16 protein-coding genes and 1 pseudogene are annotated in these 23,200 nt (G+C 73.0%); 10 read left to right on the top strand and 7 right to left on the bottom strand.

Annotated features, from left to right (window positions below; genetic code table 11):
- Positions 1-3: 3 nt before the first annotated feature.
- Both AB0C16_RS10035 and AB0C16_RS10030 read left to right on the top strand, forming a co-directional pair.
- Complete coding sequence (locus AB0C16_RS10035) at positions 4-4,092, top strand: caspase family protein (protein ID WP_357680921.1); 4,089 nt, start codon at positions 4-6, stop codon at positions 4,090-4,092.
- A 241-nt stretch (positions 4,093-4,333) separates the two neighbouring features.
- Entirely contained in the window at positions 4,334-5,293 is a 960-nt protein-coding gene (locus AB0C16_RS10030; protein ID WP_357680919.1) for an HEXXH motif-containing putative peptide modification protein, read from the top strand.
- Here the strand turns inward: AB0C16_RS10030 and fxsT are convergent.
- Complete coding sequence (gene fxsT / locus AB0C16_RS10025; protein WP_357680918.1) at positions 5,285-7,828, bottom strand: FxSxx-COOH system tetratricopeptide repeat protein; 2,544 nt, start codon at positions 7,826-7,828, stop codon at positions 5,285-5,287. The genes AB0C16_RS10030 and fxsT overlap by 9 nt on opposite strands.
- 412 nt (positions 7,829-8,240) lie before the next feature.
- Here fxsT and AB0C16_RS10020 point away from each other — a divergent pair, with 412 nt between their 5' ends.
- The 3 genes and pseudogenes from AB0C16_RS10020 (at position 8,241) to AB0C16_RS10010 (ending at position 10,051) form a co-directional block, all read left to right on the top strand.
- Positions 8,241-9,107 (top strand): tetratricopeptide repeat protein, encoded by an 867-nt coding sequence (locus tag AB0C16_RS10020; protein ID WP_357680916.1) that lies wholly within the window; start codon positions 8,241-8,243, stop codon positions 9,105-9,107.
- Positions 9,104-9,604: pseudogene (locus AB0C16_RS10015) on the top strand (O-acetyl-ADP-ribose deacetylase); the annotation flags it as partial. The gene AB0C16_RS10020 and the pseudogene AB0C16_RS10015, both read left to right, overlap by 4 nt.
- Positions 9,602-10,051, top strand: a complete 450-nt coding sequence (locus tag AB0C16_RS10010; protein ID WP_357681232.1) for a DUF6508 domain-containing protein — start codon at positions 9,602-9,604, stop codon at positions 10,049-10,051. The pseudogene AB0C16_RS10015 and the gene AB0C16_RS10010, both read left to right, overlap by 3 nt.
- Positions 10,052-10,199: 148 nt before the next feature.
- Here the strand turns inward: AB0C16_RS10010 and AB0C16_RS10005 are convergent, their stop codons facing one another.
- Positions 10,200-11,345 carry an acyl-CoA dehydrogenase family protein gene (locus AB0C16_RS10005; RefSeq protein WP_357680914.1) on the bottom strand — a complete coding sequence of 382 codons (1,146 nt, stop codon included), beginning with the start codon at positions 11,343-11,345 and terminating at the stop codon, positions 10,200-10,202.
- Between the two features lie 44 nt (positions 11,346-11,389).
- Positions 11,390-12,496: a Xaa-Pro peptidase family protein gene (locus AB0C16_RS10000; protein ID WP_357680912.1), complete on the bottom strand. Its 1,107-nt coding sequence runs from the start codon at positions 12,494-12,496 to the stop codon at positions 11,390-11,392.
- Between the two features lie 111 nt (positions 12,497-12,607).
- On the opposite strand from AB0C16_RS10000, the gene AB0C16_RS09995 reads away from it, so the two are divergent.
- The 5 genes from AB0C16_RS09995 to AB0C16_RS09975 all read left to right on the top strand — a co-directional run bounded on the left by AB0C16_RS09995 (position 12,608) and on the right by AB0C16_RS09975 (position 18,215).
- A complete protein-coding gene (locus tag AB0C16_RS09995) occupies positions 12,608-13,828 on the top strand; it encodes a SpoIIE family protein phosphatase (RefSeq protein WP_357680910.1) in 1,221 nt (406 codons plus the stop codon).
- Positions 13,829-13,870: 42 nt separating this feature from the next.
- Positions 13,871-14,779 carry a 5'-3' exonuclease gene (locus tag AB0C16_RS09990; RefSeq protein ID WP_357680908.1) on the top strand — a complete coding sequence of 303 codons (909 nt, stop codon included), beginning with the start codon at positions 13,871-13,873 and terminating at the stop codon, positions 14,777-14,779.
- 27 nt (positions 14,780-14,806) lie between these two features.
- Positions 14,807-16,225: an RNB domain-containing ribonuclease gene (locus AB0C16_RS09985; protein WP_357681230.1), complete on the top strand. Its 1,419-nt coding sequence runs from the start codon at positions 14,807-14,809 to the stop codon at positions 16,223-16,225.
- Positions 16,226-16,322: 97 nt separating this feature from the next.
- Positions 16,323-16,664 (top strand): hypothetical protein, encoded by a 342-nt coding sequence (locus AB0C16_RS09980; RefSeq protein ID WP_357680906.1) that lies wholly within the window; start codon positions 16,323-16,325, stop codon positions 16,662-16,664.
- Between the two features lie 6 nt (positions 16,665-16,670).
- Positions 16,671-18,215: a hypothetical protein gene (locus tag AB0C16_RS09975; RefSeq protein WP_357680904.1), complete on the top strand. Its 1,545-nt coding sequence runs from the start codon at positions 16,671-16,673 to the stop codon at positions 18,213-18,215.
- A 51-nt stretch (positions 18,216-18,266) separates the two neighbouring features.
- Here AB0C16_RS09975 and AB0C16_RS09970 read toward each other — a convergent pair whose 3' ends face one another.
- The 4 genes from AB0C16_RS09970 to tatC form a co-directional block, all read right to left on the bottom strand.
- Complete coding sequence (locus AB0C16_RS09970) at positions 18,267-18,437, bottom strand: hypothetical protein (RefSeq protein ID WP_357680902.1); 171 nt, start codon at positions 18,435-18,437, stop codon at positions 18,267-18,269.
- A 183-nt stretch (positions 18,438-18,620) separates the two neighbouring features.
- Positions 18,621-21,344 carry a DEAD/DEAH box helicase gene (locus AB0C16_RS09965; RefSeq protein WP_357680901.1) on the bottom strand — a complete coding sequence of 908 codons (2,724 nt, stop codon included), beginning with the start codon at positions 21,342-21,344 and terminating at the stop codon, positions 18,621-18,623.
- A gap of 67 nt (positions 21,345-21,411) precedes the next feature.
- Positions 21,412-22,296, bottom strand: a complete 885-nt coding sequence (locus tag AB0C16_RS09960) for a diacylglycerol kinase (RefSeq protein ID WP_357680899.1) — start codon at positions 22,294-22,296, stop codon at positions 21,412-21,414.
- 16 nt (positions 22,297-22,312) lie between these two features.
- Positions 22,313-23,170 carry a twin-arginine translocase subunit TatC gene (gene tatC / locus AB0C16_RS09955; RefSeq protein ID WP_357680897.1) on the bottom strand — a complete coding sequence of 286 codons (858 nt, stop codon included), beginning with the start codon at positions 23,168-23,170 and terminating at the stop codon, positions 22,313-22,315.
- Positions 23,171-23,200 lie beyond the last annotated feature (30 nt).

The raw sequence follows: 23,200 nt of genomic DNA, 5'->3' as shown, positions 1-23,200 counted from the left end.
ACGGTGCCCCAGACCCACCGGCGCCGCGCGCTGTGCCTGGGCGTCCCGGACGCGCGGGGCCGGGAGCCGCTGGAGTTCGCGGACACGCTCGCGACCAGGATGGCCGGCGTGCTGCGGCGCTTCGGCTTCGACTGCGCGACCCCCGCCCCCACGACGGCGGCCGGGCTGGGCGACGCGGTCTTCACCGAGATCGAGGCCTGCGGCCCCGGCGACCTGCTGGTCGTGGCGATCGTCGGGCACGGCGAGCTGACCCGCACGGGCGACCTGCACGTGGTGGGGCCCGACGGCGCGGCGCCCCGCCAGACGCGGGTCGTGGACTGGGTCAAGGAGGCGGAGAACCCGGCGGACGGGCCCCGGGTGCTGTTCCTGATCGACGTGTGCCACGCCGGGACGGCCGCCCGCGCCCCGCACCAGCTGAACCTGGAGACGCCGGCCCGCACGACCGTCTTCGCCGCCTGCGCTCCCCGCAACGCCGCGTTCGACGGCCTGTTCACCCGGGCCGCCGCGAGCGTCCTGGACGAGATGAGCCGCGGGCTGCGGCACATCCCGCCCGCCAACGAGTACATCTCCCTGACCACCCTGCACGCCGACATCCGCGACCAGCTCGAAACGCTGATCACGGAGCTGGACGCCGCGCCGCAGGAGATGATGTCCAACCTGGTCGAGTTCAGGTCGGCCGCGGACGTGCCGCCGTTCTTCCGCAACCCCGACTACGACCCCGATCGGGCGGCGGCGACCGAGCAGGCGGCCGACCGCGCGTTCGGGGGGTTCCTCGCGGAGGTCGCGGCCATCGACCCGCGCCACTACGAGCGGCGGGCCGCGGGTCATGACCGGACGGCCCAGGCGGGCTGCTTCACCGGCCGGGCCGGCGAGCTGGCCGGCCTGGCGGCGTGGCTCGACGGGGCCGATGAGGGTCCGCTGCGCGTCGTCACGGGCAGTCCGGGCACCGGGAAGTCGGCGCTGCTCGGCGTGCTGGCCTGCGCGGCGCATCCGGAGCTGCGCAGCCGTACGGAGCGGATCTGGACGCGCGCCGCCCACCGGCCGGCCGAGAACGCCCGGCTGGCCATCGCGCACGCCCGCCGGCTGGGCACCGGGGAGATCTTCGCCGCCCTCGCGGCCCAGCTCCGGCTGCCCGCGCCGAAGGCCGCCTGGACGCGGGAGTCGTTCGGCGAGGCGCTGACGGACCGGCCCACCCTCCTGGTCGACGCGCTGGACGAGGCGAGCCACCCGGCCGAGCTCGCCGCCGACCTGCTGGCCCTGGTGCAGCGGGGTCAGTGCCGGTTGCTGGCCGGGATGCGGCCGTGGCCGGAGTTCGCGGCGCTGCGGCGGGCGGCCGAGGACGCGGGCGGGCTGGTCGACCTCGACGACGAGGACCGGGCCGAGGTCCAGCGGAACATCCGCCAGTACGTCGAGGCGGTCCTGGAGCTGACGGAGCCGTACAACTCCGTCCGGTTCGTGCCCGCGCGCCGCGCCTACGCGCAGGCCGTCGCCGAGACACTGGCCGCCGATCCGCCCAAGGACGCCGACCGGTGGGGCGAGTTCCTGGTCGCCGGGCTGTGCACGCACCGGTTCGCGGCGCGGCCGGTGCCGGTCGCGGACGCGGTCGTGGCCCGGTCGCTCGGTCTCGGCACGCCGCGCACGCTGCCCGGGGTGATGGACCTCGACCTGGCCGACCGGCCGGAGGTGGGCGCCGTCCTCACCGCCGTGGCCCACGCCCGGGGCGACGGCATGCCGGTGGAGGTCGTGCGGGCCCTCGGCTCGCTGTCCGGCCCGGCCATGGCCGAGGCGGAGGTACGGGCCGCCCTGTCGGCCGCGCGCTTCTACCTGCGGCAGAGCGTCGAGGAGGACGGCACGACGGTCCTGTACCGGCTGTTCCACCAGGGCCTCATCGACCACCTGCGGGCCGCCGGCCGCGACGCCGAGATCCTGGACCTGCTCGTGCCCGCCGAGCCGGAGCCGGACTGGGCGGCGGCCCCGGCGTACGTGCGGCGGCACGCCGTCCACCACGCCGACGGCGCCTCGCGGATCGCCGAGCTGCTGGCCCGGCCCGAGTTCCTGGTGCACACCGACCCGGTGACGACGCTGCCGCTGCTGGCGGCCCTGCCGGACCCGCCGATCGGCGCGCACGTCTACCGCGCCTCGGCGGCCCGCCACGCCGTGGCGGCTCCCGGCGACCGGCGGCAGATCCTGGCCGTGGACGCCGCCCGGTTCGGCGAGCACGCGATGGCGGCCGAGCTGACCCGTGGGAGCGGCTGGGCGCCCGCCTGGGCCACCGGCATCGCGGTGAGCCCGGCGCTGCGGATGACCATCGCGGCGGGCGGCGGGCGGCACGTCCTCGACACCGTCCCGCTCGACGGCCGTCCCGTGCTGGCGATCAGCTGCGACGAGGGCCCGGTCCGGCTGTGGGACCTGGAGACCGGCCGCCGCGCGGGCCCGCCGGCCGGGTTCGGCGGCGAGGTGACCGCGCTGCGCGCCGTCCCGTGGGCCGGCCGCACGGTGCTCGTGACCGGCCACGCCGACGGGACGATCCGGGTCTGGGAGCCGGGCGCCGGCGAGCGCCTGCCCGTGACCATGGCCCGGCACGCCGACCGGGTCACCGCGCTGGCCCACGCGGAGATCGGCGGGGTGGACGCCGTGGTGAGCGCGGGCGCCGACGGCCTGTGCCAGGTGTGGACGCCGGGCGAGGGCGCGCGTGGCGTCCGGCCGCTGACCGGCGCTCTCGGCCCGGCGGGCTCGGTGGCCTGCGCCACGGTCAACGGCCCGGTCGCCGTCACGACGGACAGTGAGGGCACGGCCCGGCTCTGGTCGCTGGAGACGGGGCGGTCGCTGGGCATCCTGCGGGTCGCCGGCGCGCCGTTCACGGACGTCACCTGCGTCGGCGCGGCCGGTTCGGCGTACGCGGTGCTGCGGGCGCGGGACGGCCGGTTGTGGGCGTGGAACCTGACCGACGGCGACGACCGGCCGCTGCCGGGGCCGGGCACGTCCGGCGCGCTGCCCGCGCCCGGCCCCGAGGCGGATTTCGCGGGCGACGACACGGGCGCGCTCCACTCGGTGGACCTCGGACTGGGGCGGCCGGCCTGGAACGTGGCCGCGCACGCGGGCCCGGTGACCGCGCTGTCGCGCACCCGGATCGCGGGCCGCCCGGTGATCGTCAGCGCCGGCCGCGACGGGCGCGTCCGGCTGTGGAACGCCGACGTGGCCTCGGCGTCGCCGGGCCGGGGCTGGGCGCCCATCACGGGGCTGGCGACCTGCGAGGGCGCGCTCGCCGCGCTCACCGGCGACGTGCTGCACCTGTACGCCTCCGCGACCGGGATGCCGCTCGGCCGGCACGCCCTGCGCCCCCGGTCCCAGCTGGCCGCGGCGGCGGACGGCAGGCACGTGATCTCGTACGCTCCCTCGGGCCCCCTGGTGCTGTGGACCGGCGCGGGACGGGCCGGGTTCCAGCGCACCGAGCCGGCCGCCGACCTGGCCGCCGGTCCGGAGACCCTGGCCGCCGGCCGGCTGGGCCCGGCCGGTGTCCTGGCGTGCGGGTCACGGACGCGCGGCGTCGTGGAGGTCGTCAGCGTGGCGACCGGGCACCGCCTGTCCACGCACGAGATCGGCCGGGCGCCCATCCGTGACCTCGACGTCCACACGATGGGCAACCGGAGCTGCCTGATCGTGGTGGACGAGTCGGGGACGGTCTGGGTCGTCGACCTGGCCAGCGGCAACCCGGTGCCGCATCGGCTGAGCGGGGCCCGCGGGGTGCGCGCGGCGAGGGGGATGCGGGTGGACGACCGGCACCTCGCCGTCACCGTGGCCGACGACGGGACGGTCCGCGGCTGGGACCTGCGCGACGCCGCCCCGCTCCACCGGGCCGCCGAACGGCACGAGTCGGCCGCCACCAGCCTGGCGTGCGCGGTCCTGGACGGCCTCCCGGTCGCGATCACGGGTTCCGACGACGCCACGGTGGCGTTCTGGGATCTGCGGACCTGGCGGCGCACCGGCGTCTACGCCCTGCCCGAGGCGGTGCAGCGGGTGACCGTCACCCCGGAGGGCAACGTGGCCGTCGCCATGCGCGCCGAACTCGTCGTGCTCCATTACCGCTTTTGATGGCTCATCCGGATAATTCCGCAAAGGGGAATGAATGTTTTATGACGTATCATCGCGATGATCCCCATTAAGGAGGCTCGAATGGGAGGTCCGGAACTGAGTATCGAACCACTCACCCTGGACCAACTGGCCCGACTCACTGACGAATCGTTCGCGGCCCTGGCCGGCGCCATAGGAAACATGCGGAGTGAAGCTTCTCGAGTATGGGACCAACCGGGCGGGAGAAGCGGATGTCCCGGCGATGAAACCCCCACTGACTGACATCGCGGCGGGCCGCATCCAGCCCGCCACGGTGCTCCCCTGGCGGCTGGCCGAATCACGCCGTCACCTCATCCTGATCGAGGCGCTGCGACGCAAGCTCCTGTCAGAGGGCCCGGCTCCGGAGTTCACCGCGGCGCACCGGCACCTGGCCAAGGCCGAGCGCGAGGATCCGCGGCGCGTGCGCGAACTGCTGGCCGCGCCGCAGGTCGGCGTCTGGGCGGCGCGCTGCCTCCACGCGACCGCCCGGCCCGACACCCGCTACCTCGCCGAGGTCGCCGCCGCGGTCTCCGGTCCGCGCCGCCCGCCCGAGCTGTGGATCGCCCGCCACGGGCTCGTCCTGCGGCTCTCCCTGGTCAACGACGACCCCTACCTCGACCTGTACGGCGACCGCGACCCGGCCCCCGGCCTGCCCGCCTGGCGGGACGTGCTCGACGCGGGCTGGCGGCTGCTCGGCGGTCACCTCCACGGCACGGCGGCGGCGATGGCCGAGACCCTGCGCGTGCTCGTCCCCTTGCTGCCCGCGGTGTCGGGCGTCCTGCGCAGCTCCACCTCCGGCTGGGCGTTCGGCGCCATCGCGATGTCGATGCCCGCCGACGACGTGGAGTGCGCGGAGACCCTGCTGCACGAGTTCAGGCACGTGCTGCTGGGCGCGGTCACCAACCACGTGCCGCTGGCGCGGCCGGACAGCGGCTGGACCGGCCGGGCGCCGTGGCGCGGCGACCCCCGCCCGGCCGAGAACCTGCTGCAGGGCTGCTACGCCTACGCCGGGCTCATCGGCCTCTGGCGGCTGCTGCTCGACACCCCGCACCACGACCGCGCCCTGGCCGGGCTCCGCGCCTGGGAGGAGCAGACCCGCGCGGCGATCGGCGAACTCGCCGGATCGGGAGCGCTGACGGCCGAAGGCGAGCTCTTCGTGGCGGAGATGCGGCACTCACTGTGACATGGACTCGATGTCGAGGTCGACCCGGCCGCCCTGCCGGGCCAGCAGCGCGTGCGGATGGTCGGGCAGCGCCTCGGCGTAGCGCGCCAGGGTCTGTTCGTAGAGCACCTGCGCCTTGCCGGTCTCGCCCGAGGCGCGCCGGTCGAGCACCAGGTTGCTCGCGGCGGCCAGCGCGCGCGGGTGGCTCTCGCCGAGCGACCCGCTGAAGATCTTGAGGGCGGCCTCGCCCAGCTCGCGGGCCCGCTGCACGTTGCCGAGCGCGGCCAGGTCGCTGGCCAGGTTGGCCATCACCGTGGCGGTGCCGGGATGCTCGGCGCCGAGTCTGGCCGTGTGGCTCTCGAGCGCCTCCTGGTCGATGCGGCTGGCGCCCAGCGGGTTGCCGAGCTGCCGCTGAACGACGGCCAGGTTGACGGCCGCCGCCTGGGTGTTGGGGTGGGTGCGGTCGCCGGTGACCTTCTCCCAGGCCACCAGCGTCTCCTCGCCCAGTTTGGCCGCCGCCACCAGGTCGCGGTCGAGCGTGCGGCTGAAGACGAGGGCGACCGCGCAGTTGAGGGTCTGGCGGTGGGCCGGGCCGAGGACGCGCACGTGGCGCTCGAAATTCTCCTCGCCGAGTTGCCTGGCCTCCTCGTAGAGGCCGACCCAGCGCAGCGCCGCCGACAGCTCGGTCTCCCACTGCAGCCTGACCGCGTGCCAGGGTTGGTTCTTGAGTTCGGCCAGCCGGCAGACCTCGCGGATCAGGTCGAGCGACTCCTCGACCCGCCCGAGGCTGCGCAGGTCGCGGGCGATGGCGAACTTCGAGCTGAGCGTGTAGTCGGCGGTGTCGCCGAACATGCGGCGCCGCTCGTCGTGGGCACGCCGGTCGTAGGACAGCGCCTCCTCGTAGCGGCCCAGGCAGCGCAGGTCGAGCGCGATGTTGTTGAGCAGGTTGAGCGTCTGCAGGTGCTCGGGCCGGAACACCTCTTCGTACAGCGGGAGCAGCTCCACGTCCTGTTTGTAGGCCTCGGCGTAGTTGCCCTGGTGGCGCTGCAGGCGGGAGTAGGTGCCGACGGTCTTGAGGTAGGCCTCGTTGTCGCGGCCGTGGGTCCGCGCGAGACGGGTCTGGGTGTCGACGGTGAGCTGGCCGGCCCGCTCGACCTCGCCCAGCTGGAACAGGCAGATCGACACCTCCAGCGCCAGCATCAGCGTCTGCAGGTCGTCGGAGCCGAACCGCTCCCGCCAGCTGTCGAACACCAGCTGGCCGAGGTTGAGCCCCTCGCGGTTGCCGCCGCGCAGGCGCATCCGGCGCACCTGGTTGATGATGAGCGCCCGAAGCCGCGGGTTGGCCGACTCGTGGCCACCGGACGGGATGAGGTGCTGCTTGGACAGCTCGTACTGAGGGTCGTTGGCCTCCTTGTCGGGCACGCCGGGGTCGGAGGCGGCCAGGAGCTCGTGGGCGATCCGCCGGTATTCGGCGACCTGCTCGGGCTCCTCGCGCTGCATCTTGCCCCGGGTCACGTCCTGCACGACCCGGTGCACCTGAACGACGTTGCGCACCCCGAAGATCTTCAGCAGCGAGAACCGCGCCAGCTCGCGCACCGCCCGCCGGAACGTCGTCTGGTCGCCCAGCACCCGCCCGAGCTCCTCGGGCAAGCTCCCGCCGACCGCGAGCGTGGGCCGCACGATCAGCTCCTCGGAGATCGGCTCCGGCGAGAAGAAGCAGAGCAGCTTGAACAGGCTCCGCGCCTCGTCGGAGATCATGCCGAGCGACATGCTCCAGGTGGTGGCGACCGGCACCGGGTAGTACATGTCGACGGGCTGGCCGAGCATCTCGTGGGCGTTGCGCTGGTAGGAGGCGAGATAGTCGGCCACCGGCATGCGGGTCTCGATGAGGTAGGCGGCGGCGTGCTCGCTGGCCAGCGGCAGGTGACCGAGCGCGTCGGCCAGCCGGGCGGCCTCGGCCATCCGCTCCGCGTCGGCCTCGGGGGTGCCGCCCGGCCCGAGGGCGGGGATCCGCCGGCGCAGGAAGTCGATGCTCTCCTTCGCCTTGAACACGCCCACCTCGATGCCCTCGGAGTTGAGCTCGCGGCGCCACTGCGCGATCCGGGAGGTGATGATGACGTGCCCGGCGCCGCGCGGGATGTAGGAGCGGATCATGTCGGGGTCGGTCACGTTGTCGAAGACCAGCAGCCAGCGGGGGTATTTCTTCCCGGTGCGCAGCGCGTCGAGCACGATCTGGGAGGAGTAGTCGCGCTCGGTGTCGGAGAACTCCGCCAGGCCCATCCGCCGGCCGAGCGCGATGAGCGCGTTGCGGACGGTGTCCTCCTGCTCCGACCTGACCCACCACACGAGGTCGTAGTCGGCTTCGTGGCGGTGGCAGTATTCGGCGGCGATGTCGGTCTTGCCCACGCCGCCCATGCCGTAGAGCGGTTGCAGCGGGTGGCCGAGCACGGCCTGCGAGGTGGCGCCCAGGCTGGCGCGCAGCATGTCCAGCTCGCGATCGCGTCCGGTGAAGTGCGGGTTGCGCCACGGGATCTCGCGTCCCCAGATGCGCTCCACGGGCGAAACCGGTGCTGGGGCATGATGCTGGGTCACGGTTACCTCGCCGGAATCCGAGCGCGCAAGACGCTTTACGGGGTTCATACTAACCCCGCGTCAATGGCCTGGCCGCCTGCCACGACGATTCCGGTTCCGGCCGCCGGCGCGATAACGGCCGCACCGAATCGGCAATCCATTGACCACACTTCACACCTTTTACCCCTATTTCATCTCCGCATTTCGGAATAAATCCGGCACCACGGCGCGAATTAGACATTCGTTTCACCAGCGAAGCCGGGCGCGCCTTTGGTAGGGTGCCCCGGAGTATCAACGGCTCACCGGCGGCGCCGCACATTTCCGCTGGTGGCTGATTGACGAGGAGGCCGGCGATCAGCGAGTCTCGACTTATCCGGCCACGGATGAGGAGGCCTCGATGAGCGGAGCGGACGCCTCTCCGCTTTCCCGGCTGTCCGCTCAGGAGCTGGGCTCCGCCTTGGCCGCCGCCGAGGCCGCCCTGCAGGCCGGAGACCTCGCCACCGCCCGCTCCCACGCCACCACCATCGCCGACCAGTCCCGCAGCCGCGGGCTTCAGCGCCGCTTCGGCGGCGCCTACCGGCTGCTGGGCCGCATCGCGCGGGCCGACGGCGACGTCGAGTCGGCCGAGCGCGCGTTCCGCACCGCGCTGCTGGCGTTCACCCTGCTGGAGGACGGCTGCGCGGCGGCCCACGTGCTGACGGAGATGGCCCAGACGCGGCTGAGCGCGGGCCACTTCGGCGCCGCCACCGACCTGTCCCGCCAGGCCGTGCAGCGGGCGCCCGGCGACGTGCAGGCCCTCACCGTGCTCGGCTACGCGCAGTGGCTCAGCGGCTCGCCCGCCGACGGGGCGAGCGCGTTCGAGCAGGCGCTGCACATCAACCGCGACGCCGCGCCCGCGCTCGCCGGGCGGGGTCAGATCCGCGCCGACCTGGGTGACCACCAGGGGGCCCTGGCCGACCTCGGCCGTGCCCTGGCCCTCGGCCTCCCTCCGAGCGACGAGGCCGACGTACGATCGGCCCGCGCGCTGGCGATCGCCGGGCTGGGCGACATCGACGCCGCCGAGGCGGAGCTGGCCCGCGCGCTCATGCTGGCCCCCGACCGGGTCCGCACCCGGCTGCGGCGGGCCCGCGTCCGCGCGCTGACGGGCGACGTCGAGCAGGCCCTGCGCGACCTGGAGGAGATCCGGTTCTCCGACGCGCCCCCCGTCGAGAAGGCCACGGCGCGCCGCGCCCTCACCGGGCTGAGGCAGACTCTGTCACCGTGAGGATCACGATCGTCTCGGGTGACATCACCGAGCAGCACGTCGACGCCGTCGTCAACGCCGCCAACTCCAGCCTGCTGGGAGGCGGCGGCGTCGACGGGGCCATCCACCGGCGCGGCGGCCCGGCCATCCTCGACGAGTGCCGCGGGCTGCGCGCCTCCCGCTACGCCAAGGGCCTGCCCGTGGGCCAGGCGGTGGCCACGACCGCGGGCGGCCTCCCGGCCCGGTGGGTGATCCACACCGTGGGCCCCGTCCATTCCCGGAGCGAGGACCGCTCGCACCTGCTGGCCTCCTGCTACCGCGAGGCGCTGCGGGTCGCCGACGAGCTGGGCGCCGCCACCGTCGCCCTGCCGGCGGTGTCCACCGGGATCTACGGCTGGCCGGCCGGCGACGCCGCCCGCATCGCCGTCGGCGCCGTCCACGCCACCCCCACCCGGGTGGCCGAGGCCCGGTTCGTGCTGTTCACCGCCGACGTCCACGCCGCCTTCGAGCGGGCCCTGCGGGACGCCGGGCCCACCGACGAGGAGATCGCCGCGAGGCTCGCGGCCCAGCCGGAGGAGCGCTGGCAGGAGCTCTTCGCCCGAGCCGGCGCCCTCACCGCGGCCGACCTGGAGGTGGGGTGGGGCGTCGGGCAGGAGATCAGCCCGGGCGTGACCCAGATGCCCTACCCCGTCTACAGCGAGGCGGTCACGCGGATCACCGGGCTCCTCGGGGAGCTGGGCGTGGTGGTGGCCTTCGCCTGGCCCGGCTGGCACCGCGCCGCCGCCATCTCACCGGACGGCCGCGAGCTGCGCGACCTGCCGGTCGCCGACGCGGCCCGGCTCGCCACGACGATCATCCGGGGCGAGCGGTTCAGCGAGGGCACCATCGGCGCCGCCCTGCGCGGCGGCGCCCTCCAGGCGATCCTCGACCGGCTGCGCCGCTGGCACGACCACGAACGCCCCTGATGCGGCCCACCGGGTTCGGGCCGGCCCGTGAGGCAGGTCTCGCGGCCCTGCCCGCCGCCGGCGCGACCCGGTCCCGCGGCCGGGCCGTCGCATGGCGCCTGTCCTCGCCGAGCCGGCACGGCCGTCCTGGCACGGAGCGGCCGGGCGGTCAGTCCTTGGTCACCGCCCGGCCGATGACCACCCGCTGGATCTGGTTGGTGCCCTCGACGATCTGCAGCACCTTCGCCTCGCGCATGTAGCGCTCCACCGGGAAGTCCTCGACGTAGCCGTAGCCGCCGAACACCTGCACCGCGTCGGTGGTGACCTTCATGCACATGTCCGTGGCGAACAACTTGGCCATCGCCGCCCGCGTGCCGTAGGGGCGGCCCGCGTCACGCAGCCGGGCGGCGTCGAGGTAGAGCGCCCGGGCGGCGGCCACCTGCGTGGCCATGTCGGCCAGCATGAACGAGACGCCCTGGAAGTCGGCGATCCGGCTGCCGAACTGGCGGCGTTCCCTGGCGTAGGACACGGCGGCGTCGAGGGCGGCCTGGGCCACGCCGACCGCGCAGGCGGCGATGCCGAGCCGGCCGCCGTCGAGGGCCGCCATGGCGATGCGGAAGCCCTCGCCCTCGGCCCCGACCAGGGCCTCGGGCGGCAGGCGCACACCGTCGAAGCGGACCTGGGCGGTCGGTGAGGAGCGCATGCCCATCTTGTGCTCGGCCGCGCCGTAGGAGAGCCCGTCGAGCCCGGCGGGGACGTGCAGGCAGGAGATGCCGCGCGCGCCCGGCTCGCCGGTGCGGGCCATCAGCAGGTAGAAGTCGGCGACGCCGCCGTGGGTGATCCACGCCTTGACGCCGGTGACCGTGTAGCCGTCGGGGCCGGACTCCGCCCTGGTGGTCAGCGCCGCGGCGTCGGAGCCCGACTGGGGCTCCGACAGGCAGTAGGCGCCGAGCAGGTCGCCGCCGACCATGGCGGGCAGCAGCGCGGCCTTCTGCTCCTCGCCGCCGTACGCCGCCACGGGGAAGCACGAGAGCGTGTGCACCGAGGTGCCGAGCCCCACGGTCAGCCACCCGGCCGCGAGCTCCTCCACGACCTGCAGGTAGACCTCCTGCGGCTGACCCCCGCCGCCGTGCTCCTCGGGGTAGGGCAGGCCGAGCAGCCCCGCGGCGCCGAGCGTGGCGAACACCTCGCGCGGGAACCGCCCGGCCGCCTCGTCGGCCGCCGCCCGCGGCGCGACCTCCTTGGCGACCAGGTCGCGCGTCAGCTCGATCAGGTCGCGCGCCTCGTCGGTCGGCAGGGCACGTTCAACAGTCATGGGCACAGAACTCCTCTTAAAGGGGTATGAACCCCCGATTGTGCCTAAACGATCACCAATGCACGAGAGGTGTTGTTGAGCCGCTCCCCGCCGCTCTCGCCGCAGACCACGATGTCCTCGATGCGGGCGCCGTGCCTGCCGGCCAGGTAGATGCCCGGCTCCACGGAGAACGCGAAGCCGGGCTCCATCGGCTCGGCGTTGCCCGCGACGATGTAGGGATCCTCGTGCGTCTCGATGCCGATGCCGTGCCCGGTGCGGTGGATGAAGTGGTCGCCGTAGCCGGCCTCGGCGATGATGTCGCGGGCCGCCGCGTCGATCGACTCGCACGGCACACCCGGCCGTACGGCGGCGCAGGCGGCCTCCTGGGCCCGGCGCAGCACCTCGTAGTAGGCGGCGAAGTCGGCCGGCGGCTCGCCCACGGAGTAGGTGCGGGTGGAGTCGGAGCAGTAGCCGTTGTGCAGCTGGCCGCCGATGTCGACCACGACCGGCTCGCCCGGCTGGATCACCCGCTCGGACAGCTCGTGGTGCGGGCTGGCCGCGTTGGGGCCGGAGGCGACGATGACGAAGTCGACCGTGGCGTGGCCGGCGGCCAGGATCGCCTCGGCGATGTCGCGGCCCACCTCGCGCTCGGTGCGGCCGGCCCGCAGGAACCCGGGCACCTGCCGGTGCACCGCGTCGATCGCCTCGCCCGCCTCGCGCAGCGCCGCCACCTCGGCCAGCGACTTGCGCATCCGCAGCTCGCGCAGCACGCTGCCGGCCAGCACCTGCTCGGCGTCCGGCAGCACGTCGCGGAAGCGCAGCGACGACATCGCCCACATGCGGTCGGCCAGCCCCACTGTGCCCACCCGGCCCAGCCGCGAGGCCGCGATCCGGTAGGGATCGTCGGTCTCGTCCCACGCGACGAACTCCAGCCCCAGCCGCGAGGCGGGCGACGCCTGCGCGGCGGGCAGCTCCAGGCGGGGCACCAGCATGTACGGCTCACCGGAGGCCGGCACCACCAGACACGTCAGCCGCTCCAGCGGCTTGGCGTCGTAGCCGGTCACGTAGCGCAGATCGGGGCCGGGGGTGAGCAGCAGCGCGTCGATGCCGGCCTTGGCGGCGGCCTCCTGGGCGGCGGCGAGGCGCGAAACGGGATACAAGTCCGAGGTCATCACAGGCTCAATCTACTCGGAATCACGCCGCCTAAAATCCGCGAAAAGCTCTCACCACAGCACAAGCCAGCAGCACCGTACGCACATCTTCGATGACGTAGTGTGAGCCGAATGTCCCGTTCCACTGCATGCGAGGGTGAGGCTCAGCGCAGGCGCGCCGTGAGCCTGGCAGGCGACCGCGAGCTGGTGGCCGCCCGGCTCGCCCACGCCCAGCGGCTGGGCAACATGGGATGGGCCGAGTGGGACCTGCACACCGGCGAGGCGATCTGGTCCGACCAGGTCTTCACGATCTTCGGCCGCGACCGCGCCGACGGGCCGGTCCTCCTGCCGGACCTGACCGCCCACGTCGAGCCCGACGACCGCCAGGCGCTCGACCGGCTGCTGACCGCGGTCGTCCTGGGCACCGAGCCGGTGCAGGCGGAGTTCCGCATCCGGCGCGGCGGCGAGCTGCGCAACCTGCGCGTCGTCCTGGAGCCGCTCATGGCGCCGGGCGGCCCGGCCGGGGTGCACGGCGTCATCCAGGACATCACCGGCCGCCGCCGGGCGGAGCGCATCATGTCCGAGTCGCGCCGCCAGTTGCTGGAGGCCAGGGAGAAGGCGGCCGAGGAACGCCACGTGATGCTGGCGCTGCGCGAGGCCATCCTGCCCGAGCCGGTCGGCTGCCTCGACCTGCCCAACACCAGGATCGCGGTGCGCTACGTGCCCGCCGAGAAGACGGCGAGCCTGGGCGGCGACTGGTTCGAGGCCGCGCCACTGCCCGACGGGCGGGTGCTGCTCGCGATCGGCGACGTGTCCGGCCACGGCCTGCCCGCGATCGCGCGCATGGCGCAGCTGCGCCACGCCCTGATCGGGCTGACGATGACCGGCGAGCCCGCGGCGGGGTTGCTGGCGTGGCTGAACGAGCTGGTCATCCACCGGCTGGAGGAGACCACGGCCACCGCCGTGATCGGCCATCTCGACACCTCGGCCCGGGTGTTCAGCTGGGCCAGGGCGGGCAACCTGGCGCCCATCCTGGTGCGCGACGGCACCGCCCGGCACCTCGACCAGCCGAGGGGCGTGCTGCTCGGCGCGGCCTGCGGCCAGCCGTACGAGCCGGCCCGCACCGAGCTGCGCGGCGGCGACCTGCTGCTGATGTTCACCGACGGGCTCGTGGAACGGCGCACCCGCGACATCGACGAGGGGCTCGACCTGGCGCTGAAGGCCGCGTCGCAGCTGCGCGGCGGCGACCTCGACGCCGGGCTGGACCGCCTGCTGGACGACATCGGCGGCCCGAACCCGGAGGACGACGCCTGCCTGCTCGCGGTGGGCATCCTGGGCCCGGACGGCTCGTAGCCCTCGCGGGCTCCCTGCGAGGGGGCCACCGGGAGTGCGAACATGGACCCCGTGCTCATGCTTCTGGACACTCCCTCGCTCTACTTCCGCGCCTTCTACGGCATCCCCGACTCGATCACCGCGCCCGACGGCATGCCGGTCAACGCGGTGCGCGGGCTGATCGACATGATCGCCACCCTGGTGCGCGCCCACTCCCCCACCCGGCTGGCGGCCACCATGGACGCCGACTGGCGGCCCGCCTTCCGGGTCGCCGCCATCCCCACGTACAAGGCCCACCGGGTCGCCCACGGCGACGTCGAGGAGGTGCCCGACACGCTGGTGCCGCAGATCCCGGTCATCGAGGAGGTCCTCGACGCCGTGGGCATCGCCCGGCTGGAGTCCCCCGGCTACGAGGCCGACGACGTGATCGGCACCCTCACCCACCGGGCCGAGGGGGCGGTCGACATCGTCACCGGCGATCGCGACCTGTTCCAGCTGGTCGACGACTCGCGTCCGGTGCGGGTCCTCTACACCGCGCGCGGCATCCGCAACCTGCAGCCGGTGGACGAGGCGTTCGTGACCGCCAAGTACGGCATCCCCGGCCGCGCCTACGCCGACTTCGCCACGCTGCGCGGCGACCCCAGCGACGGCCTGCCGGGGGTCGCGGGCGTCGGCGAGAAGACGGCCGCCTCCCTCATCACCCGCTTCGGGTCCCTCGACGCGCTGCTCTCCGCCCTCGACTCGGGAGCCACCGAGGGCTTCCCCGCGGGCAGCCGCACCCGGCTGGCCGCCGCCCGCGACTATCTCCGGGTCGCCCCCGGCGTGGTGCGGGTCGCCCCTGACGCGCCCCTGCCCGCCGCCGACCTGGCGCTTCCGGCCAAGCCCCGCGACCCCGAGGCCCTCGTACGACTCGCCGACCGCTACGGCCTGGACAGCCCGCTCAACCGCCTGCTCGACGCTCTGCCCCGATAGCCGTCACGGTAGGTTGACCGCGTGTCGATGACGAGCATGCGGATCCCCGGTGAGCTCCCCGCCAGGCTGGAGGACGGATTCGCACGCGTCCGGCGCGAGTGCGGGCTGCCCGGCGCCTTTTCCCCGCAGGTGCTCGACGAGGCCGAGTGGGTGGCCGAGGTGCCGAGGCTCGACGGCCGTGACCTGTCCGATCTGCCGTTCGTCACCATCGGCCCGCCCGGCTCGGCGGGCCTCGACCGGGCCGTCCACCTCGAGCGGCTGCGCGGCGGCTACCGCGTCTGGCACGCGATCGCCGACCTCGGCGCGTTCGTGCGGCCGGGCGGCGTCATCGACTCCGAGGCCCGCTCACGGGGCACGACGGTCCATCTGCCCACCGGCGACGTGCCCCTGCATCCCCGGGTGCTGTCCGAAGCCGGCGCCAGCCTGCTGCCCGGCGTGACCCGGCCGGCCGTGGTGTGGCGGATCGACCTCGACGCCGAGGGCCGCACGGTCGGCGCCGACGTGCAGCGCGCGCTGGTGCGCAGCCGGGAGCGGCTCGACCACGCCTACGTGCAGGCGGCCGTCGAGACGGGCACCGCCGACGGCACGCCCGGCCTGCTGGCCGAGATCGGCGGGCTCCGGCTGGAGCTGGAGCGCGAACGTGGCGGCGTCACGCCGCCCGCCCCCGGACTGGACATGGTGACCGCCGACGGCGGCCACCACCTCCTCTACCGGCCGTCACTGCCCGCCGAGGCGTGGAACGCGCAGATCTCCCTGCTCACCGGCATGGCCGCGGCCTCCATGATGCTCGACGCCGAGATCGGCGTGCTGCGCGTGCTGCCCGCGCCGCGGCCGCGCGACCTCGACAGGGTGCGCCGGGTGGCGGCGGCGCTGCGCGTCCCGTGGCCCGACGGCGCCGGTTACGGCCGGGTGGTGCACGACCTCGACCCGGCCGACCCCCGGCGGGCGGCGTTCCTGCACGAGTCGCGGGTGTTGCTGCGCGGCTCGGGCTACGTGGCCTTCAACGGCGAGCCTCCGTCGCTGGCCGACCACGCCGCGGTGGCCGCGCCCTACACGCACGTGACGGCCCCCCTGCGCCGCCTGGTCGACCGCTACGCCACCGAGGTGTGCCTGGCGATCGCGGCGGGCGAGCCTGTCCCCTCCGACGTGGCCAGGGCCCTGGACGACCTGCCCGGCCTGATGTCGGCCGCGGATCACCGCGCCTCGGCGGTGGAGCGCGCCTGCGGTGAGCTCGTGGCGGCTTTCCTGCTGCGCGACCGGGTCGGCCAGGCGTTCGGCGCCATGGTGATCGACGTGGACGAGCACCGCGGCGACGGCCGGATCCGGCTCGCCGACCCGGCCGTGATCGCCCCCTGCGACGGGCCGCTCCCCCTGGGCGAGCACGTCACGGTACGGCTCGCCCAGGCCAACCTCGCCACCCGCCAGGTCCGCTTCACCCCGGCCTAATTCGTCTTTTAAGTGCACTTTGTCACCGATTGACATTCCCCTTATTTCGGAATACATCAAGGCTATCGCTCCGTATTCCGCGGCGAGGGGGAGTCTCGTGCAGGTGAACAACTACGGCCCGGTCAAGCGTCAGAAGTACACCGAAAACACCTACAACTCAGAGACCCAGCACGTTTTCGTACAACTGCGTGCGTCCCTCGACGCACTGGAGCAACTGATCGAGCGGGGGTCGGTGGAGGCCGGTCCGGGCATGCTGGCCGCACGGGAGCTGCGCGCCGGCATCGAGGAGTCGCCCGATCAGCCGACCGGACGGCTGATGTCCGCGGCCCGGCGGGTGCGCGATCTGCTCACCACGGGCGGGGCGGCCGCCGAGGACGTCAGGAAGGCGGCGGAGGCGGTCGCCGCCATCAGCGCCGCGGTCGGCGTCATCAGCGGGTGACCGGCCATGTCGGAGGATCACCAGAACATCCATAATTACGGCAACATACGCAACCAGAAATACACCCAGCACAATTACTACACCGGCCACGATCCCACGCGGAATTTGGCCGCCGCGAGAGACGCCCTGAAACGCCACGACTGGGACATCGCCGTCAAGCATTACGCCGACCACATCGCACACGCGCGCGACCCGGCCGGAGTGGTGTTCGTCGAATACGCCCTGGCCGATCTGCAGGGCAAGCGACCACGCGATCACCCGGACGGCCATCTGGGCCGTGTCCGCACGCGGCTGGACAACGCCTACGGCGACGATCCGGCGCTGCCGTGCGCGGCCGCGCTGCTCGCCATCATCGACGAGGACCTCAACCACCTGCACCGGCAGGAGCCAGAGCTCTACACGCAACGCCTGTCCTCCGCGGCCGACGCGATCTCGCCCGACCGGGCCAAGATGATCGTCGACGCCATCACCGTGGACGAATCACCCACGTGGCTCAAGCTGGAGCGCCTGGCCAACCCCGGCAAGACAGGCGGAACGGGCGAGCTCGCCCTGCTGGACGAGGAGGAACAGCGCGACCGCGAACGACGCATGAGGACCCTGTTCTCGCCCCCGCCCCGGGAACCCGACCCGCCCTACCGGCTGAGCCACTCGACGGCCGTCCTCGGCCTGAGTGTCGCACTCGCGACCCTGGTGATCACGCTGCTCGTGCTCAGGCAGGTGGCCTATGCCTGGAGCCCGTTCTCCCCTCTGCCGTACGTCATGATCCTCGCGATCGCCGGCACGATCTGCTGCGCCGGCTGGATCGTCGCCACCGCGATCCGCAACGCGGCGATGGAGCGCCGCCACGACACCGCGGTGCGGGAGCAGAAGCAGCGGCACCGCGAGTATCTCGACGAACTGCCCACCGCCGACCAGATCGACAGGTGGCTGCGCGGCGACCTCGCCACCATCCAGCACCGGGCCCTCGACCGGCTGGGGATTCTGCGCGGCGAGCTCGTCACCGGAACGGGCCGGTACATCAGCCCGTTCGTGATCATGGGTCCGGAGGAGCAGAAGTCGTCCAGGACGAAGATGGCGCAGCACCCCAACGGCCGCTTCTTCGCTTCGCGTTACGGGGTCTTCGTCCTGTTCATGACGGAACGAAAGCTCGGCGCCTACCGCACGACCCTCGACGCGATCACGGGACGTCGTGAGGCGGCCGAGCAGACGAGCGAATACAGGTACGGCGACATCGTCTCGGTGAGCGTCAGAACCGTCCCGCTGCCCACGCCCGGCAAGAAGGCCCGGCGCAGGGCGAAACAGGCGGAGCCCGAGCAGAACAAGGAGGACGAGGACTACACCTTCGTGGACGTCGGCTCCACGCCCACGACGCCGCTCGCCGAGCGGTTCACGCTCATCGTCCCCAGCGATCGATTCGATGTCACCACGACCATCAGGGACGAGAACAGCGCCAAGGACTACCGCATCCAGCTCTCCCAGACCGACCGGGCCCTGGCCGCGATCCGCAGGAACATCCTCGCCGCCGGCCCGGCCGGCCGGCGCGCCGTCTGACACGGCGAGGCCGCACCCGGAGGTCCGGGCGCGGCCAGGCCGGGCGGAAGGTCACTTCCCGAGCGGCTTCCACCCCGCCCCCAGGCCCATCAGGTGAAGGGCGACGCAGACCAGGCCGGCGACGGCGAGCGTGGTGACGGTGAGCACCCCGCCCACGGCGACGCCGGCGATCTCGAAGACGAGGGCGAGCACGAACAGCAGGGCGGCGGCGAGGGCGAACATGGCAACCTCCAGGGGATGGCCGGACGCCGCGCGGGGCGGGCGGCGCGGCGGATCCGGGAGGGCTGAACCGAGCTTGCGACATGGGGATTTCCACCGCGCCCCCGGCGAAAACCGCCCGAATGGTTACGTTGCGTAGACTGGCGATGACATCACCTTGACCGGGCGGTCAGTACGCCGCGACCGTCAGGCGAGCGAGGAGTAGGCCACCACGCCGCGGCGCATGGCGTCCATGGCCTTGGTCGCGGTCAGCTTGATCTTGCTGCCCTCCGGCGCGGCGTTGCCCAGCTGGCCGAGCAGGTCCATCAGCTGCTTGATCCACCGGACGAAGTCACCCGCGGCCAGCTCGCTGCCGTTGACGCCGTCCATGAGGACCGCGTCGAGGCTGTGCCCCTTGGTCCACCGGAACGCCGCCCAGGCGAAGCCCAGGTCGGGCTCGCGGATGGTCTCGAGCCCGTGGTCGGACTCGATGCCCTCCAGCTCGCCCCAGAGCCGGACCATGGAGGTGAGCGCGTCCTGCGCCCGCCCCGCCGGGATCTTGGGACGGCGGGCGTCGTCGGCCTGCCGCGACTCGAACACCAGCGCCGACACGCACGCCGCCAGCTCCGCCGGGTCGAGCTCCTCCCACAGCCCGCTGCGCAGGCATTCGGCGGTGAGCAGGTCGAGCTCGGTGTAGATGCGGCCCAGGCGGCGGCCCTCCTCGGTGACGGTCTCGCCACGCAGGTAGCCGAGCTGCTCCAGCACCGAGCAGATGCGGTCGAAGGTGCGGGAGATGACGTGGGAGCGGCCCTCGACGCGCCGGCGCAGCCCCTCGGTCTCGCGCAGCAGCTTGTAGTAGCGCTCCGCCCAGCGGGCGTGGTCCTCGCGCTCGTCGCAGCCGTGGCAGGGATGCTGCCTGACGCGGCGGCGCAGCTCGTTGATCTCGTCGTCCTCCACGGCGTGGTCGCGCGCCCTGGGCGGCTTGCCCAGGTCACGGTCGCCGATCTTGGCGAGCAGTGTGGAGACGAGGTTGGCCCGCTCCTTGGGCGAGCGGCCGTTGAAGTTCTTCGGGATGCGCAGCTTCTCGATCGGCTCGACGGGCACCGGGAAGTCGGCCGGGTCGAGCTTCTTGACCTGCTTGCCGATCGTCAGCACCAGCGGGCTGGGGCCGTGGCCGCGCGGGTTGCGGCCCGGGTCGAGCACGATCGCCAGGCCCGCCCGGCGCCCGCCCGGGACGCGGATGACGTCTCCCGGCTGCAGCGCCTCCAGCGACCTCACGGCCGCGGCCCGCCGCGCGGCGCCGCGCTGCTTGGCCAGCTGCGCCTCGCGGTCGGACAGCCGGCGGCGCAACCCGGCGTATTCGGTGAAGTCGCCCAGGTGGCAGGTCATCGCCTCCTGGTAGCCCTCGAGCGCCTCCTCGTGCTTGCGCAGCTGCTTGGCCAGCCCGACGACCGCCCGGTCGGCCTGGAACTGCGCGAACGACTCCTCCAGCAGGGTCCGGGCGCGCTCGCGGCCGAACTGGCCGACCAGGTTGACGGCCATGTTGTAGGAGGGCTGGAAGCTGGAGCGCAGCGGGTAGGTGCGGGTGCCGGCCAGCCCGGCCACCGACAGGGGATCCATGCCGAGCTGCCAGAGCACCACGGCGTGACCTTCGACGTCGATGCCGCGCCGCCCGGCCCGGCCCGTGAGCTGGGTGTATTCGCCCGGCGTCAGGTCGGCGTGGGTCTCGCCGTTCCACTTGTCGAGCTTCTCGATGACGACGCTGCGCGCGGGCATGTTGATGCCGAGCGCCAGCGTCTCGGTGGCGAACACCGCCTTGACCAGGCCGCGGGTGAACAGCTCCTCGACCACCTCCTTGAACGCCGGCAGCATGCCCGCGTGGTGGGCCGCGAGCCCGCGCTCCAGGGCGTCGCGCCACTCCAGGTAGCCGAGCACCGCCAGGTCCTCGTCGGGCAGGTGGGCGGTCCGCTCGTCGACGAGCTGCCTGATCTCGTGACGCTCCCGCTCGGTGGTGAGCCGGATCCCGGCGTTCAGGCACTGCTGGACGGCCGCGTCGCAACCGGCCCGGGAGAAGATGAACGTGATCGCGGGCAGCAGCCCCTCGGAGTCGAGCTTCTCGATCACCTGGGTGCGGTCCGGCGGGCGCGAGCGCGACGGCCTGCCGTTGCCGCGCCGGCCGCGGCCGGCGGTGAGCCGCTCGGCGTCGCGGGTGACCCGCATCAGGGTGGGGTTGATGCGGGGCGTCTCATCGTCGGGCATGAACAGGTCGTAGATCAGGTTGCCGACCATCATGTGCTGCCAGAGCGGCACCGGCCGGTGCTCGTCGACGATGACCGTGGTGTCACCGCGCACCTCGCCCAGCCACTCGCCGAACTCCTCGGCGTTGCTGACCGTGGCCGACAGCGCCGCCAGCCTGACGGACTCGGGCAGGTGGATGATGACCTCTTCCCACACCGCCCCCCGGAACCGGTCGGCCAGGTAGTGGACCTCGTCCATCACGGCGAACCCGAGCCCCGCCAGCGTCGCCGACCCGGCGTAGAGCATGTTGCGCAGCACCTCGGTGGTCATGACCACGATCGGGGCCTCGCCGTTGACGCTATTGTCGCCGGTCAGCAGGCCCACCTTGGCGGTGCCGTAGCGTTTGACCAGGTCGTTGTACTTCTGGTTGGACAGCGCCTTGATCGGGGTGGTGTAGAAGCACTTGCGCCCCTGCTCCAGGGCCAGATGGACGGCGAACTCGCCGACGACCGTCTTGCCGGAGCCGGTGGGGGCGGCCACCAGGACCCCGTCACCCGCCTCGAGCGCGCGGCAGGCGTCGATCTGGAAGTCGTCGAGCTCGAACTCGTACAGATCGCGGAACGATCTGAGAGCGGGCCCGTCGTCACCGTACTTTTCACGGAAGGCCGCGTAGCGTTCCGCTGGCGTTGTCATGACGCCAGCCTACCGAAATCGTCATTCCGGTCCGTCCTGCCCGGCCGACGCCTTTACAAAGTAGATTTCAGGCGATGACCCGGAGCACCCCGGGCTGGACCTCGCAGCTGACCGGGATCGGCCCGACGCGCTCGCCGTCGGCGTAGGCCACCACGCCGGGCGCCTCCAGCCGGACACTCCTGGCCCGCCTGATCGACACGGCCGGGTGGGAGACGTGGGTCCCCCGGTAGACGCTGGGGAAGACCCGCAGGAACTCCGCCTTGCCCACCGCCTCCAGCACCATCACGTCCAGCAGCCCGTCGTCGGGCCGCGCGTCGGGGCACACCCGCATGCCCGCGCCGTAGGACCGGGTGTTGCCCACCGCGACCAGCATGGCCTCCCGCTCGAGCGTCTCGCCGTCGAGCGTGATCCGGAACGGGATCGGCCGGAACCGGCGCAGCTCCTCGACCATGGCCACCAGGTAGCGGGCCATCCCGGGCGGCCAGGTGAGCCCGTTGGCCCGCTCGTTGACCTTCGAGTCGAACCCGCAGCACATCACCCCGGCGTACAGCTCGTCGGCGCCGCCGGCCCGGACGCGGACGGCGTCGATCAGCCGGGACTTCATCCGGAGCACGGCGCGGGCGGCGGCCATCGGATCCTTACGCGGCAGGCCGAGGGCCGCGGCGATGTCATTGCCCGTCCCGGCCGGGATGACGCCGAGCGGCACATCGGTGCCGGCCACGGCCTGCACGGCCAGGTGGACGAGACCGTCACCGCCGAAGGCGACCAGGGCGTCGGGGCGTTCGGCCACGGCGGCGCAGGCCCGTTCGAGGGCGTCCGCGGCGCTGTCGCCGACGATCACCGACACGTCGGCTCCGCCCGCGCGCAGGCGGCGGACCACGGGTTCGAGCAGGCGCAGCGCCCGGCCGCCGCGTGCGGCCGGATTGACGAGCAGGGCGAGTTGAGGGGGCACGCCCGGAACATATCGCCTATGTGGCGGAACCGGAATCCTCTTCCAGCGGCGAGGCCTCGTCGTCGGACAGGTGTGAGAAGTCCTCATCGGCGGGCCGGCGCTTCTCCCGCAGGTACATGAACAACTCGGCCGCCGCGAACAGGATGATCATCGGCAGGGCCAGCGCCATCATGGCGATGGGTTCGCCTCCGGGCGTGATGACCGCGCCGAACACGAACATCAGGAAGATGACCATCCGGCGGTGCTTCTTGACCGCGGCGTGCGGCAGCACCCCGATGATGTTGAGGAACACCAGCAGGAGCGGCAGCTCGAACGACACCCCGAAGATCAGCAACATGATCAGGATGTAGTCGAGGTAGTCGTCGATCTGGATGGTGGCGACCGTGTCCTCGAGCGAGAAGCTCAGCAGGAAGGACAGGCTGGTGTCGATGATGACGTAGGCGAGCACCGCGCCGAGGAGGAACAGCGGGATCGCCAGGGCGAGAAAGCTCAGGGAGTAGCGCTTCTCGTTGCGGTAGAGGGCGGGCGTGACGAACGCCCAGATCTGGTAGAGCCAGACGGGTGAGGCCACGACGAGGCCGACCATCGCCGAGACCTTCAGCGTGATGAAGAAGGACTGGAAGATGCCGCCATAGGTCAGGCTGCACCGCCCGTTGAGCTGGCGTGACTGGACCGTCTCGCAGTAGGGCGCCTTGAGGAACTCCCACACCGGATCGAACAGGATCCATCCGATGATGATGCCCACCCCGACCGCGAGCATCGCGATGAGCAGCCGGTTGCGCAGCTCGCGCAGGTGCTCCATCAGCGGCATGCGACCCTCGGCGTCCGTGGCCGGAGCCGTGCCCTTGCGGCTCGACCGTCTGAGCAGCGCCATTCAGCAGTCCAGGTGACGAGGAGGGATCGG

The organism is Nonomuraea sp. NPDC048916, from assembly GCF_040649575.1.
Classification (GTDB): Bacteria; Actinomycetota; Actinomycetes; order Streptosporangiales; family Streptosporangiaceae; genus Nonomuraea.
Note: the sequence above shows the minus strand (reverse complement) of the source record. Positions and strands in the feature narration are given on the sequence as shown.

Coding starts and splice junctions, on each gene's coding strand:
- AB0C16_RS10000 (WP_357680912.1), bottom strand. CDS start 12,496: ATGACCTCGGACTTGTATCCCGTTTCGCGCCTCGCCGCCGCCCAGGAG.
- AB0C16_RS09970 (WP_357680902.1), bottom strand. CDS start 18,437: ATGTTCGCCCTCGCCGCCGCCCTGCTGTTCGTGCTCGCCCTCGTCTTC.
- AB0C16_RS09995 (WP_357680910.1), top strand. CDS start 12,608: ATGTCCCGTTCCACTGCATGCGAGGGTGAGGCTCAGCGCAGGCGCGCC.
- tatC (WP_357680897.1), bottom strand. CDS start 23,170: ATGGCGCTGCTCAGACGGTCGAGCCGCAAGGGCACGGCTCCGGCCACG.
- AB0C16_RS09975 (WP_357680904.1), top strand. CDS start 16,671: ATGTCGGAGGATCACCAGAACATCCATAATTACGGCAACATACGCAAC.
- AB0C16_RS10020 (WP_357680916.1), top strand. CDS start 8,241: ATGAGCGGAGCGGACGCCTCTCCGCTTTCCCGGCTGTCCGCTCAGGAG.
- AB0C16_RS10030 (WP_357680919.1), top strand. CDS start 4,334: ATGAAACCCCCACTGACTGACATCGCGGCGGGCCGCATCCAGCCCGCC.
- AB0C16_RS09985 (WP_357681230.1), top strand. CDS start 14,807: ATGACGAGCATGCGGATCCCCGGTGAGCTCCCCGCCAGGCTGGAGGAC.
- AB0C16_RS09965 (WP_357680901.1), bottom strand. CDS start 21,344: ATGACAACGCCAGCGGAACGCTACGCGGCCTTCCGTGAAAAGTACGGT.
- AB0C16_RS09990 (WP_357680908.1), top strand. CDS start 13,871: ATGGACCCCGTGCTCATGCTTCTGGACACTCCCTCGCTCTACTTCCGC.
- AB0C16_RS10005 (WP_357680914.1), bottom strand. CDS start 11,345: ATGACTGTTGAACGTGCCCTGCCGACCGACGAGGCGCGCGACCTGATC.